Raw genomic sequence first — 14,170 nt, 5'->3', positions numbered from 1 at the left:
CACGATGCAGAGAAACGACCGCAAGCCGCCCACGATCAAGGATGTCGCCGCCCGTGCCGGCGTATCGGTCATGACTGCATCGCGCGCCATAAACGGCAAGGCGCTGGTCAGTCCCAGCGCGCGGCAGGCCGTGGCGCGCGCGGTGGAGGCGCTGGGCTATGTTCCCAATGCGTCCGCGCGCGCATTGGCAGGCAGCGCCGACCGGCGCGTCGCCCTGCTCCACAGCAACAGCACCACATCGGCCTATCTTGGCGAATTGCTGCTCGGCGCTCTGGCTGAAGCGCCCCAGCGTCACCTGCATCTGGTGGTCGAACAATGTGCGCCCGGCGCCTCCGCGCAGGAGGTGGTCGATCAGGTCGCGCAGGCGCATGTGGCCGGTGTCATCCTGCCCCCGCCGCTGTGCGACTGGTCGGAACTGGTCGATCTCCTGACCCAGCGCGACATCGCCGTCGTGGCGATCGCGCCCGACAGAGACGGCCCGGACCGGCTGTCGGTCGGCACGGACGATAGACATGCCGCCTATGATCTTGCCCGCCACCTGATCGACCTTGGCCACCGCCGCATTGGTTTTATCGAGGGCAATCCGCGTCACCGCGCCAGCGCCCGGCGGCTACAAGGGTTTCGCGACTGCCTGGCGGATCATGGCATCGCGGTCGATGACGCGCTGGTGGCGGCGGGCGACTTTTCCTTCCGCTCGGGATTGGACGCGGCCGAACTATTGCTCGGCCTTGCAACGCCACCGACCGCGATCTTCGCCTGCAATGACGATATGGCGGCCGCCGCCATCACCGTCGCGCATCAGCGCCGGCTGAACGTGCCCGGCGACATCAGCATCTGCGGTTTCGACGACACGCCGCTCGCCAGCGCCATCTGGCCTGCGCTGACCACCATTCGCCAGCCTATCCGCGACATGAGCCGCGAAGCGATCGGCCTCCTCGCCATGCGGTTTCGCAGCCAGGACGAAGGCAGCGGAGACAGCATCGCCGCCGTGAAACTCGACTATCAGCTCATCCGCCGCCAGTCCGACGCCGTGCCCGCCCGGCATTGACCCCGGCTCACAGGAACCCTTGCTGTCGCAACCATGCTTCGCACAGGCGCGGCCAGAGCGACACCGGCAAGTCGGGCGTATCGAGCGCAAAGCCATGCGGCGCGTCGGCAAAGACATGCAGTTCCGCGCGTCCGCCCGCATCGCGCCATGCCCCTGCCAACCGATGGGCATTGTCCACCGGCACCACCGGATCATTGCCGGCATAGACGATGAAGGCAGGCGGGGGACCGGCCAGCAGCTGCGCGTCGGGCTGCAATGCATCATACAGCGCCTGCTTTTCCACCGGCGGCAGCGGCGGCTTGTCGGCGATGATCGTCCGCCCGCTGGCATTGGTGGAAATGGGCGCATAGCCGATCACCATGATGTCCGGCCGCTGTGGTGTCCCTGTCCCCCATTCGGCAGGATAGGCGGCCGCCAGGCAGGCGGCGAGATGACCACCCGACGAAAGGCCGACGACGCCCAGCCCCCGATCGGCAAGGCCGCTGCGACGGATCATCGCCATCGCCGCCATTGCGTCGTCCAGCGGGGCCGCCGGCCCGGTCCCGGCATGGGGAAAGCGGTGGATCAGGACGAAGGCATGATAGCCAAGGCCATTCAGCCAGCGCGCGACCTGCACGCCCTCCCGTCCTGCCATCAGCGCGGTGTACCCGCCACCGCCCAGCACCAGCATCGCCCGACCATTGGGGTGTTCAGGTGCATAGCCCAGCAGCACCGGTCGTTCGACGGCGCTGACGACGGCGGCCTCGGGCGCTGCGGCGTCATCCTCCAGCGTGAATGCGCCGCTGGCCGCCCCGTGCAGCGGCCAGATCAGATCAGCAGCCAGCATCGCGCGCTTCCATCGGGCAGCCATGGGTGGGATAGGCCTCGCCATCCAATTCCACCGCTTCGCGCACCACCTCCAGCCGGTCGCCCGCGTCACGCATTTCATAGAATTTCGCCAAGGCGCGCTTGAACGGGCGGTGCAGCACCAGCATCAGCCGCCCATCGAATGCGCGAAACAGCATGCCATGCCCGCTGTCCCGCTCGACCAGCGGTCCCAATTGCTCCCACGGCCCCGCCAGCGTCCCGCTGGTCGATCGCGCCTGCGCCTGGACATAACCGTCCTTGCCCCAGCTCGACCAGAGCATCAGCAGCGCGCCTGTCTTCGTGCGGAACAATTCCGGCCCGTCGGTGACATAGCCGGTATCGCCTTCGGGCTGCGTCTGCCCCACCACCCAGTCGGCGGCGTCGGCCCGGAACAGGACGCGCGGCTTGCCGGCAGGCGACAGATCGTCCTTGAGCGGCAGCGCCTCGATCGTGCCGACGCCCAGTTGCAGCCATTCATGCGCATAGACCATCCAGGGCTTGCCCGCCGCATCAATATGCAGCGTGCCGTCCAGCGTCATGGCATCCACCGGCGTCGGCGGCTCTCCGCGATTGATAAGGACATAAGGCCCCTCAATCCGGTCGGCCACCGCCAGCAGGGTCGCCCGCCGGTAAAGCGGGCGTTTGGACTTGGCTGGCAAGGCCGCCCTTTCATTGTGAAAGGTCGCGAACAGATACCAGCGGCCCTTCCAGCGATGCACTTCGGGCGCCCAGCCGCCATCATCGGCCCAGCTGCCCTGCGGCAGGGCGAATACCAGCCTGGGCCTTTGCCAATGGGCCAGGTCGCCGCTGGCATAGGCCATGATGCCGACCCGCCGATCGCCCGTGACCGCCGGGTCATTCTTCGAAAACAGCCAGTAGGTCCGGTTCGCGTCGTCCGCCACCACCCAGGGGTCGTGAATGCGCAGGTGCGACGTCAGCAAGGGCGCGTCGGCCGCCGCGGGCGCGGCAAGGCCCAGCAGCAGGGCGGCGACGAGCGTCCAGCGCATCACATCGCCAGCCTGTTGCCATAGCCGATGATGATCGTCGCCAGGATCAGCAGGCCAACGCCGCTCCACACCATGCGCCGCACGGCGGGCGCCGCGTCCTTCCACTCGCGAAAGGCAAAGCCCCAGCAGGTGCCGAAGATGATGATCGACGCCATGTGCAGCGTCCAGCTGGAAAAGCCGAAGCGACCCATCTGGCTTTCGCCCATGGTGTAGAAGAAGAACTGGAAATACCAGGCCGTGCCGGCGAGCGCACAGAGCAGGAAATTGGGGAGCAATGCGGGGCGTTGACCCGACGCATCCGCCGCACCAACCCATTGGCCTGCCGACTTGTTCTTCCTGATGAGCCAGGCGCACCAGAGTGCATTGGTGATCAGGCCGCCGAACATGACGATGCAGAGCGTCGGCAGGCCGACCCACAGCGGTCCGGTGCCCGCCGCACGGCTGAGTTCATTCACCGGCTGCCCGGCTGCAAGTCCGAAGGCAAAGCAACTGGACATGATGCCGGAGAAGATGGCGACCGCGATGCCCTTCTTGAAATCGAACTCTGCGACGGCTGCGGCCTTCTGATCGGCCGATAACGCTGCATCCTTGCGCGCGCCGGCCATAGCGACGACGACGATGCCCAATATCGTGACGGCAAGGCCGAGCAGCACGATCTGACCGTGTAGTGTGCCGGCAATCTCCGTTATGAACGTGCCCTCGACGATGGGGGGGATCAATGTGCCGAACACTGTGCACAGGCCCAGCACCACCGCCATGCCGAGTGATAGGCCGAGATACCGCATGGTAAGGCCATAGGTGAGGCCGCCAAAGCCCCAGAGGAAGCCGAAGAACACACACCAGCCAACCACGGACGAAGGCACCTGGGCCATCACACCCATCAGGTCGCTGGTCTGGATCGAGGCGAAGAACCAGGGCGCGATCACCCAGGAAAACAGCCCCCCCGTCAGCCAGAATATCTCCCAGTTCCAACGCTTTACGCCGCGATAAGGCACGTAGAAGCTGGCCGAAGCGAGACCGCCCAACCAGTGGAAGAGGACACCGAGCAGTGGATTTCCGATCATAGGTCAAGTTCCAGGCGATAAAGGCGATTGGCGTTGTCGCCGAACAGTGCGCGGCGGTCGGCTTCCGGAAAATCCGCAACGATGGCGTGATAGGCTTCCATATAGCGGTCGATGGGCGAGAACAGCTTGTCGGTCGGCATATCGCTGGCGAACATGCACCGTTCGACGCCGAATAGGTCGATTGTCTCGCGCACCAGATGCCCGATCGTCTCGCGGCTCCAGTCGCGCCGGATGAAGCCCATGCCCGACAGCTTGACCGCGACATGGGGCAGGCGGCTGAGCGCTTTCATGCCCGCGCGCCAATCCGACAGTCCATCAGGGTCGGTCAGCACCGGCATGCCCATATGGTTGATGATGACGGGAATGTCGGGATGCCGCTCGATCAGCGGGACGAGGCCCTGCATCTGTCCCGGATAGCATTGCAGGTCGAACGACAGGCCATATTTGGCGAGCAGCGCATAGCCCGCCTGCCACTGCGGATCGACGGTCAGGTCGACCGGGCCATAGGTCCGCTGCGGGTCGGCATGCCAGTTGACGATATGGCGGATGCCCCTGACGCGCGGATGTGTGGCCTGCGCGGCCAGCAGCGCGTCGACGTCCGGATCGTTGAGCGCGGCAAAGGCGACGATGCCGGTCGGCAGGCCTTCGATCCGGGCGAGGCCGTCCAGCCATTGCGTCTCGCGCAGCGCGCTGCCCGCCGCCGCGCCCGCATCGACATGCACCGCGCCCACGACATTCCAGCGGGCCAGGTCGGCGCGATATTGGGCGACGCCATAATCCTGGGCGATCGCCTCGACGCTGCCGTTCGGCCCCTCGTCGGAAAAGGGCGGGCTCAGCCAGTCATAGCGTATGTGGTTCAGGTCCCACAGATGGATATGCGCATCGACAAAGGGGATCATGAACCTCTCCCGTCATGGACATGCCGGCGCTCCGGCTCTTCCGGCCGGTCGCGCCGCGTGGCTTTGCAATTCAGAAGGTCGTGCGCCCGCCCGACGTGTCGAAGGTGGACGCCGTGGTGAAGCTGCATTCCTCGCTGGCCATGAAGCAGACCATCGCGGCCGATTCCTCGACCAAGCCAAGGCGTCCCATCGGGATTTTCGATCGCATATAATCGACCTGGCTTTGCGGCAGCTGGTCAAGGATCGGGCTTTCGAAGGTCGCGGGGGTCAGCGCATTGGCGATCACGCCCTTTCCCGCCAGTTCCTTGCCCAGGCTCTTGGTGAAGCCGATCACGCCCGCCTTGCTCGCGCTATAGGCGCTGGCGTTGGGATTGCCCTCCTTGCCCGCGACCGAGGCGAGGTTCACGATCCGGCCATAGCCATTTTCGAGCATGAACGGCACGACTTCCCGGTTGCAATAGAACAGGCCGTTGAGGTTGATGTCGATCACCCGCTGGAAACTATCGACCGGAAATTCCCAGACAGGTACGGTTGCCCCCGTGATCCCGGCCGAACAAATGAGGATATCCACCTTGCCCAAGGCTGCTGCGCTGTCCTTGGCGGCGGCCGCGACGGCGGCATGGTCTGACACATCCAGCGCGACCACATGGGTCGCGTCGATCTCCGCCTGCGTCGCCGCCAGCGCATCGCCGTTCAGGTCCCACAGCGCTACCGCGCCGCCTTCGGCAATGATGCGCGCGGCGACCTGCTTGCCCAGGCCAGATGCGCCGCCGGTGATGATCGCGTTACGGCCCGCGAAACGGCCGGCAAAAACGCTCATCCGAACACCTCGTCGCCCAGGTGGCGCCATTCCGACACCTGCTGGCGCTGCGTGCCCAGCTTCTCGATGCCCAGTTCCATGACGTCGCCGGCCTTGAGGTAGATGGCTTGCGGCTTCTTGCCCTCGCCCACCCCCGGCGGCGTGCCGGTGATCATCAGGTCGCCGGGATAAAGGGTGATATATTCGCTGACATAGGAAATCAGCTGCGCGACATTGAAGATCATCGTCTTCGTATTGCCGGTCTGCATCCGTGTCCCACTAACGTCCAGATACATGTCCAGATCCTGCGGATCGCCCACTTCGTCGGGCGTCACCAGCCAGGGGCCGACCGGGCAGAAAGTATCGTGGCCCTTGCCCTTGGACCATTGCGTGCCGCGCTGCTTCTGGTTGAAGCGCTCCGACACGTCGTTGACCAGGACATAGCCCGCGACTTTGGCCAGCGCCTCATCTTCGCTGACGAAGCGGCAGGTTTCGCCGATCACCACGCCCAGCTCGACTTCCCAGTCGCCGTGGGTGCTGTTCTTCGGCAGCACGACTTCGTCGTTGGGGCCGTTGAGCGAGGATAGCGCCTTCATGAACATCATCGGCTCGGTCGGGATCGGCAGGTTCGATTCGATCGCATGGTCCTCATAATTGAGGCCAATGGCGACGATCTTGCCGATGCCCTTGACCGGCACGCCATAGCGCGGTTCGCCCTCGACCAGCGGCAGCGACGCGACATCCGCGCCCTTCGCGGCGGCCAGCGCGTCGATCGTCAGTTCGGGCACCACGCCCGACAGGTCGCGGATCTTGCCATCGGCATCGATGATACCGGGCTTTTCCTGGCCACGCTGGCCAAAACGGCAGAATTTCATGGGGTCAGTCTCTCTTCTGTCGGATCAATGGGTGTAAGGGCGATGCATCGCGATGTCGGGGTTGAGGTCGACGCCAAAGCCCGGCTTGTCGAGCGCGCTCACCTTCATCCGGCCATTGTCCGGCACGGGCTCACCCAGCAATTGGGGGTGGAACATCGGCACAACCTCGGTCGGTCCAGGATGCATCATCAGGAACTCGGCGAAGGGCGAATTATGCCGGGTAATGACGAAGTGATAGCTGTAGACGGACGATCCGTGCGGCACGACCATCTTGCCATGGGCGTCGGCCAGCGCGCTGATCTTGAGCAATTCGGTCACGCCGCCGCACCAGCCGACGTCGGGCTGGATGATGTCGCAGCAGTCCATCTCCATCAGCATGCGAAAGCCCCAGCGGGTCGCTTCATGCTCGCCAGTGGTGACCAGCATGCCCTTGGGCACGTTGCGTTTGAGCTGCTGGTAGCCCCAATAATCGTCCGGGCTGATCGCCTCCTCGATCCATTTGAGGCCCAGATCGTGCGCGGCGATGGCAAGGCGGGTCGCATAGTCGACGTCCAGCGCCATCCAGCAATCCCACATCAACCAGAAATCGTCGCCGACCTTCGAGCGCATGTCGGCCAGTTCGGCGATGTTTTTCTTCAAGCCCTCAACGCCTTCGGCCGGGCCATGGTGCAATGGCATCTTGCCGCCGATGAAGCCGAATTCCTTCGCCTTGTCCGGCCGTGCGCCGGTGGCATAGAATATCAGTTCGTCGCGCACCGCGCCGCCCAGCAGATGATAGACCGGCTCCTGCCGCAGCTTGCCCAGCAAATCCCACAGCGCCAGGTCGACGCCGGAAATGGCGTTCACCACCAGCCCCTTGCGGCCGTAATATTGGGTCGAGAAATACATCTGGTCCCAGATCTTCTCATAATCGGTAGGCGCGCGCCCCTCCAGGAAGCGGGCGAGATGCTTTTCGACGATATAGGCGGCCGGTTCACCCCCGGTGGTGACAGCGAAGCCGACGGTGCCGTCCTCCGCCTCTATTTCCGCCACCAGCGTGCCCAGCACATTGATGCCGAAGCTCTGGCGCGACTGGCGATAGTCGGGATAGCGCGACATGGGCGTCGCGATATGATCGTCGATCCAGTGGCCCTCGCCCTGGTCATGATAATCCGCGCCGCCGCCGCGTACGGTAAAGGCCCGGACATGTTTGATCTTTGGCAAGCTCACGATCGGCACGCAGTCACTCCTTGAACCCCAATTGAACCCGACCCGCCGCCCGATCGTCCGGGCCAGTGCGGCAATTCATTGCAAATACGGGCGAACTCGCCCCAATCTGGACGAGCATGAGGGTCTGGCGCGATCGAGAAGAATCATGTCGGCCCCTCCTTCACCCTTGTTTTTCTCATTTTGTGGGATAGAGTGTTAGTAGATGAGACAAAATTCGTCAAACCCTGAATCAGGACAAAAGGCGGGAGGGCGAAAGGGCATGGCGGACGGCAGCGAAAAGGCCGAACCGGCGCGCGCTTCGGGATCGCAGACGCTGCAACGCGGGCTCGACCTGCTGGACCAGGTGATCGACGGTCCGGTCAGGCTCGCCGACCTGTCCGAACGCATGGGCCTCACCCGCTCGACCACGCATCGGCTCGCCAATGCACTGGTTGATCGCGGCTTCCTCACCTTCCTGCCGCGCGAAGGCTATCAACTGGGGCCAAAGCTGTTGCAGCTCGGTTTCCTCGCGCAAAGCCAGACCGACGTGGTGCAGATCGCCCGCCCTCATCTCGAAGCGCTCGCCGCTGCGAGCGAGGATGTCGTGCATCTCGGCCGGCTAGACAGCGACCATGCCCTCTATCTCGACAAGATACCCGGTCGCCGCCGGGTCGAAATCTCCAGTCGTATCGGCGATCGCCAGCCGCTCACCTCCACCGGCCTTGGCAAGGCGCTGCTGCTCGATGATCCCGAAGCCAATTGGCGACGCCTGTTCGACGCCGATCAGGCGGCCGGCACCCATCCGATCGACTATGACCTGTGGGTCGAAAGGATGCGTGGCTATGCCGTCGCCGGCCGCGCCTTCGACCTGGAGGAGAATGAGGACCAGATACGCTGCGTCGCCGCCCCCATCCGCGATGCGTCCGGCGCGATCGTCGCGGCCATCAGCCTGTCGAGCGCGGCGCAATATATGGACGACGCGCGGATGGACATGCTGACCGAAAATGTCCGCGCCACCGCGCAGAAAGTCAGTGCCGACCTGGGCTGGACCCCCGGCGTCAAATCCCCCCGCCGCCCGGTGCGGCGCTAACAATCAAGGAAACGCCCCCATGAAGCTGCTTGAAGGCAAGACCGTCCTCGTCACCGGCGCATCGACCGGCATCGGCCGCGCCGCCGCTATCGGCGCTGCGCAGCATGGCGCTGATGTCGCCATCAACTATGCGCATAGCGACGGCCCCGCGCAAAGCTGCGTCGAGGCGATCGAGGCGCTGGGCCAGCGCGCCATCGCGGTGAAGGGCGATGTCGCCGATCCGCAGACCGCGCAGGATTTCGTGGCCAAGGCCGTCGAAACCTTCGGCAAGGTCGACGTCATGGTCAGCAACGCCGGCATCTGCCCCTTCCACGCCTTTCTCGACATGCCGGTCGATGTGGTGGAACGCACGTTCAAGGTAAACCTGCATGGCGCCTATTTCATGGTGCAGGCGGCCGCGCAGCAGATGGTCAAACAAGGGCATGGCGGTTCGATCGTCGCCGTGTCCTCCATCTCGGCGCTGGTCGGCGGCGAGTTTCAGACCCATTATACCCCGACCAAGGCAGGCGTGCACTCGCTGATGCAGTCCACGGCGATCGCGCTCGGCAAGCATGGCATTCGCTGCAACAGCGTCCTGCCCGGCACCATCCTCACCGAAATCAACAAGGACGACCTCGCCGACCAGGAAAAGCGGGAATATATGGAAGCCCGCACCCCCCTCGGTCGCCTCGGCGCCCCCGAAGACCTGGCCGGGCCGATCGTCTTCCTCGCCTCCGACATGGCCGCTTATGTCACCGGCGCTGCGCTGCTGGTCGACGGCGGCATGTATGTGAATTTGCAGTAATCTTCATCGGTGGAAAAGATCGCAGCATGAGGATTGCCTGGAAAGCCGTCATCGCCTTCGCGGCCCTGCTGGCGCCCCTGCCCGCGCAGGCCGCGCGGCCGGGCGACACCATCCTGATCGCCGGTGATTCGACGGCCTCCGCCTACACAGGCGATCGCTATCCGCAGACCGGCTGGGGCCAGATGCTGCAATGCGGCCTGACGCCTGACGTGCGGGTGCTCAACCATGCGATGGGCGGCCGCTCCACCCGCACCTTCCTTGGCGAAGGACGATGGCAGGCGCTGCTGGCCGACATGATGCCGGGCGACACGGTGCTTATTCAGTTCGGCCATAATGACGCCTATCGCGCCAAGCCCGAGCGTTGGGCGCCGGCCCGCACCGAGTATCGCGACAATCTGCTGCGCTTCATCTGGGACGTGCGGATTGCCGGTGCCCATCCGGTGCTCCTCACGCCCGTCGCACGCCGCAGTTTCGGGGCGGACGGTCGGGCCAAGGCGGATTTCGCCGACTATAGCGCGGTGGTGCGCGAACTGGCGGCCAGCACGCACACGCCGCTCATTGATCTGGAATCGCTTTCGCGCGCCTGGGTGGACCGCGCCGGGCGCGACGGATCGAAAGCCTATTATCTTCACTACAGCCCGCAGGACCACGCCCCCGGCTTCCCCAAGGGCGTCGATGACGACACGCATTTCAGCGAGCTGGGCGCGCGGCAAGTCGCCAATCTCGTCGCCGGCGGCCTCAAGGCGCTGAACCTGTCCATCTCGGCCAAGGTGCTTGCGCCGCGTCCTGCGCTGACCCGCACCACCCCGCTCGGCAGCACGGAGTGCCAGTGACCATGCCCGATTTCGACCGCCGCACCCTGATGGCCGGCGCGCTTGCCGGCGCCGCCCTGTCCTCCGCCCCGGCAATGGCGCAGAGCTTTCCGCTGCCAAAGGGCTTCACGCGATTTCCCATCTGGCCGGGCAAGGCGCCGGGCGGTGAAAAGGTGACGGTGCAGGAAGTCGAGACGCTGCGCCGCCCCGACAGCGGGCCGGACGACGGCGTCTTCGCCCATATCGTCACGCCCACGCTCACCATGTTGCGGCCCGAGGCGGTCGGGGCAAAACCCAGTGGCGCGGCGATGCTGCTGTTTCCCGGCGGCGGCTACAGCCGCGTCGCGATCGGTCATGAAGGCTATGCCATCGCCCGCCGCTTCGCCCAGGCCGGCTATGTCTGCTTCGCGCTGCTGTACCGCCTGCCCGCCGACAATTGGGCGGCCGGCCCGGAAGCCCCGCTACAGGACGCGCAGCGCGCATTGCGCGTCGTGCGCAGCCTGGCCGCGCGCGAGAAATTCGATGCCGGCCGTGTTGGCGTCATGGGATTTTCCGCCGGCGGCCATCTCGCCGCCTGGCTCACCAGCCGCGCGCCCGTCGAAAGCTATCGGCCCACCGACGCGGTCGACCGCGAACCGATCGCCGCCGCGCTGGTCGCCTATCTCTATCCGGTCATTTTGATGGAGGGGCCGTTCGTCCACGCCGGATCGCGCACCCAGTTGCTCGGTCCCGATCCTTCAGCGCAGCGGATGCGCGCCTACTCGCTCGACCAGCAGGTGAGCGATCGCACCCCGCCCGTCTTCCTCGCCCATGCGCTGGACGACAATGCCGTGCCGCCGGAAAACAGCCTCGCCATGCTCGCCGCCTTGCGCGCCAGGGGCGTGGCCAGCGAATGTCACCTGTTCGAAAGCGGCGGCCATGGTTTTGGCCTGGTTGCGCCGCCCGCCGCCCCCGCGCCCTGGCCCGACCTGTTCGTCAACTTCGCGAAACGACATGGCCTGTGACGCAGCAGGTCGCCCTCTTCGTCACCTGCCTGGTCGACCTGATGCGCCCGCGCATCGGCTTCGCCGCGATCCGCGCGCTCGAAGCAGCCGGTTGCGACGTCATCGTGCCGCAGGGCCAGACCTGCTGCGGCCAGCCCGCACTCAACAGCGGCGACCACGCCCATGCCGCCGCGCTGGCGAAGCAGACGATCGAAGCGCTCGAACCCTATGCGGCCATCGTTGTTCCGTCCGGCTCCTGCGCCGGCACCATCCGCTGCCATTATCCCGAAATCTTCGAAGGCGACGCGGACTGGCTCCCCCGCGCGCAGGCGGTCGCCGCCAAAACCTACGAGGTCATGGCCTATCTGGACGAAGTGCTGGGCTGGAAACCCGAAAGCATCAGCATTGACGCCACCGCCACCTATCATGACAGTTGCTCGGGACTGCGGGAACTGGGCATCAAGGCGCAACCACGCCGCCTGCTCAAGGCAATCGATGGCCTCAGGCTCGCGCCGCTGGCGGGCGAGGAGACATGCTGCGGCTTTGGCGGCACCTTCTGCGTCAAATATCCCGCCATCTCCAATGCCATTGTTGGCGAAAAGGCCGATGCCATCGACGCGACGGGCGCGGACCTGCTGCTGGCGGGCGATCTTGGCTGCCTCATGAACATGGCCGGCAAGCTGCATCGTGACGGCAGCACGGTGCGCGCCTTCCACGCCATCGAACTGATCGCGGGCATGGGCGATGGCCCCGCCATCGGGGAGGAGCCATGAGCGGGTTCGACACCCGCGCCGCCGCCGCGCTTGCCGACCCGCTCCTCAAGACAGCCGTTGAGCGTACCGCCGGCACCGCCGAGGCCAAGCGCACGCTCGCCGTGTCGGCCTTCCCTGATTTCGACGCCGCGCGCACCCGCGCCGCCGCGATCAAGGATCATGTGATCGCCCATCTAGGCCATTATCTCGAACAGTTTGAGGCCAATGCCATCGCGGCGGGCGCGCAAGTGCATTGGGCCGCCACCGCCGACGAAGCCTGCCGCATCGTCATCGACCTCTGCAAGGCGTCAGGCGCCAAAACCGTCGCCCGCTCCAAATCCATGCTGGGGGAGGAAATCGGCCTGCCCCACGCCCTGGCGGAGGCCGGGATCGGCCGGATCGAAACCGACCTGGCCGAACATATCATCCAGCTGGCCGACGAGCGCCCGTCGCACATCATCTGGCCCGCCATGCACAAGACGCGCGAACAGGTGTCGGCCCTCTTCAAGGCGAAACATCGCACGCCGCATGAGGAAGACAGCATCGCCGCCATGGCCGAAAGCGCCCGGCGCGAACTGCGCGACCGGATGCTGGGCGCGGATGTCGGCATATCGGGCGCCAACTTCCTCATCGCCGATAGCGGCGCGGTGTGCACCGTCACCAATGAAGGCAATGCCGAATTGTCGCTGGTGCCGCCGCGCGTCCATATCGTGACGGCGGGCATCGAAAAGATCGTGCCGTCCATGCCTCATGCCGTGCATATGCTGCGCATGCTGGCGCGCTCCGCCACCGGCGCGGCGCTCACCCAATATACGACCTTCTATACTGGCCCGAAACGGCCCAGCGACCCTGACGGGCCAGAAGAAATGCACATCGTGCTGGTCGACAATGGCCGCACGAAAATGCGCGAGGAGGGGCTGGCGGATATGCTGCGCTGCATCCGCTGCGGCGCGTGCATGAACCATTGCGTCGTTTTTCGCCAGATTGGCGGCCACGCCTATGGCGGCACCTATCCCGGTCCCATGGGCGCGGTGCTGACCCCCGCGCTCGACGGCCTCGCCCCCAATCGCGACCTCGTCCATGCCTGCACGCTCAACGGCAAGTGCCAGGAAGTCTGCCCGGTGCGCATCCCCCTCCCCACCCTGCTGAGGGGCTGGCGGGAGAAAAGCTGGCGCGAAGGGCTGGAGCCGACCTCCATGCGCATGGGCCTTGGCCTGTGGGCCTGGGTCGCGCGTCGCCCGGCGCTCTACCGCCTTGTCACCCGCCTTGCGCTGCGCGCGATGCGGCTGATGGGTCGGCGCGGCTGGATCGAGACACTGCCGCTGGCGGGCGGCTGGACCCGCCATCGCGCCATGCCCCGGCCGGCCGCCAGCAGCTTCATGGCGCAGTATCGCAAGGAACGCCGCCCATGAGCGCGCGCGACGCCATCCTTGGCCGGCTGAAAGGCATAGCGCCCGATGCGGCGCAGGCCGCCGCGCTGCTGGTCGCGCCCGAACGCCCGGCCGTGGACGAAGCCGCGTTGGAGGCCGAATTTCTCGCGCGCCTCGCCCTCCCCAGCGTCAGCGCAAGCCATGACGCGATCGACAGCATGGCGGACCTGCCCGCCGCTATTCGCCGCTACCTCGATGCGCAGGGCGAGGACCGGACATTGTGCCTGCCGCCCGATCCGCGGCTCGCTTATTGCGACTGGAGCGGTTTCACCCTGCATGATGTCGCCGCGCCTGCCGAAGTCGCCGCGCTCGCCATCGCGCGGCGCGGCATCGCCGAAACCGGATCTTTGGTCTTCGAAACCGGCCCGGCCGCGCCGATGCTGCCCAATTTCCTGGCCCTGCATCATATCGTGCTGCTGGCGACGCGCGACATCGCCCCCTATCTGGAGGACGCGCCGTTGCCCGGCGCGCAACCGCGCGCCCATTACTGGATCACCGGCGTATCGGGCACCACAGATATCGAGGGCACCTATGTCCAGGGCGCCCATGGCCCCCGCTTCCTGCACGTCATCCTGCTGCGCGCGTGATGACCG

General features: G+C 65.8%; 15 protein-coding genes. 8 read left to right on the top strand and 7 right to left on the bottom strand.

Annotated features, from left to right (window positions below; all coding sequences use genetic code 11):
* The first annotated feature begins 4 nt into the window (after nt 1-4).
* Nucleotides 5-1,048, top strand: a complete 1,044-nt coding sequence (locus LL253_RS12230; protein WP_228227361.1) for a LacI family DNA-binding transcriptional regulator — start codon at nt 5-7, stop codon at nt 1,046-1,048.
* Between the two features lie 7 nt (nt 1,049-1,055).
* Here the strand turns inward: LL253_RS12230 and LL253_RS12225 are convergent, their stop codons facing one another.
* The 7 genes from LL253_RS12225 to rhmD all read right to left on the bottom strand — a co-directional run bounded on the left by LL253_RS12225 (nt 1,056) and on the right by rhmD (nt 7,747).
* Nucleotides 1,056-1,874, bottom strand: coding sequence for an alpha/beta hydrolase (locus tag LL253_RS12225; RefSeq protein WP_228227360.1), 819 nt, complete (start codon nt 1,872-1,874; stop codon nt 1,056-1,058).
* Nucleotides 1,861-2,901, bottom strand: coding sequence for a glycoside hydrolase family 43 protein (locus LL253_RS12220; RefSeq protein WP_228227359.1), 1,041 nt, complete (start codon nt 2,899-2,901; stop codon nt 1,861-1,863). Before LL253_RS12220 ends, LL253_RS12225 begins: the two co-directional genes overlap by 14 nt.
* Nucleotides 2,901-3,965, bottom strand: a complete 1,065-nt coding sequence (rhaT, locus tag LL253_RS12215; protein WP_009820504.1) for an L-rhamnose/proton symporter RhaT — start codon at nt 3,963-3,965, stop codon at nt 2,901-2,903. Before rhaT ends, LL253_RS12220 begins: the two co-directional genes overlap by 1 nt.
* Complete coding sequence (locus LL253_RS12210) at nt 3,962-4,864, bottom strand: amidohydrolase family protein (protein ID WP_228227358.1); 903 nt, start codon at nt 4,862-4,864, stop codon at nt 3,962-3,964. Before LL253_RS12210 ends, rhaT begins: the two co-directional genes overlap by 4 nt.
* 70 nt (nt 4,865-4,934) lie before the next feature.
* Complete coding sequence (locus LL253_RS12205) at nt 4,935-5,684, bottom strand: SDR family NAD(P)-dependent oxidoreductase (RefSeq protein WP_228227357.1); 750 nt, start codon at nt 5,682-5,684, stop codon at nt 4,935-4,937.
* The gene (locus tag LL253_RS12200; protein WP_228227356.1) at nt 5,681-6,538 is read right to left on the bottom strand and encodes a fumarylacetoacetate hydrolase family protein; all 858 of its coding nucleotides are present in this window, start codon (nt 6,536-6,538) and stop codon (nt 5,681-5,683) included. Before LL253_RS12200 ends, LL253_RS12205 begins: the two co-directional genes overlap by 4 nt.
* 24 nt (nt 6,539-6,562) lie before the next feature.
* The gene (gene rhmD / locus LL253_RS12195; RefSeq protein WP_228227395.1) at nt 6,563-7,747 is read right to left on the bottom strand and encodes an L-rhamnonate dehydratase; all 1,185 of its coding nucleotides are present in this window, start codon (nt 7,745-7,747) and stop codon (nt 6,563-6,565) included.
* Between the two features lie 202 nt (nt 7,748-7,949).
* Here rhmD and LL253_RS12190 point away from each other — a divergent pair, with 202 nt between their 5' ends.
* The 7 genes from LL253_RS12190 to LL253_RS12160 are packed head-to-tail and all read left to right on the top strand — an operon-like array spanning nt 7,950 to nt 14,164.
* Complete coding sequence (locus tag LL253_RS12190; RefSeq protein ID WP_407696097.1) at nt 7,950-8,816, top strand: IclR family transcriptional regulator; 867 nt, start codon at nt 7,950-7,952, stop codon at nt 8,814-8,816.
* A 19-nt stretch (nt 8,817-8,835) separates the two neighbouring features.
* Nucleotides 8,836-9,600: an SDR family NAD(P)-dependent oxidoreductase gene (locus tag LL253_RS12185; RefSeq protein ID WP_228227354.1), complete on the top strand. Its 765-nt coding sequence runs from the start codon at nt 8,836-8,838 to the stop codon at nt 9,598-9,600.
* 26 nt (nt 9,601-9,626) lie between these two features.
* Nucleotides 9,627-10,433 carry a rhamnogalacturonan acetylesterase gene (locus LL253_RS12180; protein WP_228227353.1) on the top strand — a complete coding sequence of 269 codons (807 nt, stop codon included), beginning with the start codon at nt 9,627-9,629 and terminating at the stop codon, nt 10,431-10,433.
* 2 nt (nt 10,434-10,435) lie between these two features.
* The gene (locus LL253_RS12175; RefSeq protein ID WP_228227394.1) at nt 10,436-11,416 is read left to right on the top strand and encodes an alpha/beta hydrolase; all 981 of its coding nucleotides are present in this window, start codon (nt 10,436-10,438) and stop codon (nt 11,414-11,416) included.
* Complete coding sequence (locus LL253_RS12170; protein WP_228227352.1) at nt 11,413-12,168, top strand: (Fe-S)-binding protein; 756 nt, start codon at nt 11,413-11,415, stop codon at nt 12,166-12,168. The genes LL253_RS12175 and LL253_RS12170 overlap by 4 nt, the downstream gene beginning before the upstream one ends.
* A complete protein-coding gene (locus LL253_RS12165; RefSeq protein ID WP_228227351.1) occupies nt 12,165-13,559 on the top strand; it encodes a lactate utilization protein B in 1,395 nt (464 codons plus the stop codon). The genes LL253_RS12170 and LL253_RS12165 overlap by 4 nt, the downstream gene beginning before the upstream one ends.
* Entirely contained in the window at nt 13,556-14,164 is a 609-nt protein-coding gene (locus LL253_RS12160) for a LutC/YkgG family protein (protein ID WP_228227350.1), read from the top strand. Before LL253_RS12165 ends, LL253_RS12160 begins: the two co-directional genes overlap by 4 nt.
* The last annotated feature ends 6 nt before the right edge of the window (nt 14,165-14,170 follow it).

This window comes from Sphingobium soli, from assembly GCF_020782245.1.
GTDB lineage: Bacteria > Pseudomonadota > Alphaproteobacteria > Sphingomonadales > Sphingomonadaceae > Sphingobium > Sphingobium soli.
Note: the sequence above shows the minus strand (reverse complement) of the source record. Positions and strands in the feature narration are given on the sequence as shown.

Coding starts and splice junctions, on each gene's coding strand:
- LL253_RS12230 (WP_228227361.1), top strand. CDS start 5: ATGCAGAGAAACGACCGCAAGCCGCCCACGATCAAGGATGTCGCCGCC.
- LL253_RS12225 (WP_228227360.1), bottom strand. CDS start 1,874: ATGCTGGCTGCTGATCTGATCTGGCCGCTGCACGGGGCGGCCAGCGGC.
- LL253_RS12220 (WP_228227359.1), bottom strand. CDS start 2,901: ATGCGCTGGACGCTCGTCGCCGCCCTGCTGCTGGGCCTTGCCGCGCCC.
- rhaT (WP_009820504.1), bottom strand. CDS start 3,965: ATGATCGGAAATCCACTGCTCGGTGTCCTCTTCCACTGGTTGGGCGGT.
- LL253_RS12210 (WP_228227358.1), bottom strand. CDS start 4,864: ATGATCCCCTTTGTCGATGCGCATATCCATCTGTGGGACCTGAACCAC.
- LL253_RS12205 (WP_228227357.1), bottom strand. CDS start 5,684: ATGAGCGTTTTTGCCGGCCGTTTCGCGGGCCGTAACGCGATCATCACC.
- LL253_RS12200 (WP_228227356.1), bottom strand. CDS start 6,538: ATGAAATTCTGCCGTTTTGGCCAGCGTGGCCAGGAAAAGCCCGGTATC.
- LL253_RS12190 (WP_407696097.1), top strand. CDS start 7,950: ATGAGACAAAATTCGTCAAACCCTGAATCAGGACAAAAGGCGGGAGGG.
- LL253_RS12185 (WP_228227354.1), top strand. CDS start 8,836: ATGAAGCTGCTTGAAGGCAAGACCGTCCTCGTCACCGGCGCATCGACC.
- LL253_RS12180 (WP_228227353.1), top strand. CDS start 9,627: ATGAGGATTGCCTGGAAAGCCGTCATCGCCTTCGCGGCCCTGCTGGCG.
- LL253_RS12175 (WP_228227394.1), top strand. CDS start 10,436: ATGCCCGATTTCGACCGCCGCACCCTGATGGCCGGCGCGCTTGCCGGC.
- LL253_RS12165 (WP_228227351.1), top strand. CDS start 12,165: ATGAGCGGGTTCGACACCCGCGCCGCCGCCGCGCTTGCCGACCCGCTC.
- LL253_RS12160 (WP_228227350.1), top strand. CDS start 13,556: ATGAGCGCGCGCGACGCCATCCTTGGCCGGCTGAAAGGCATAGCGCCC.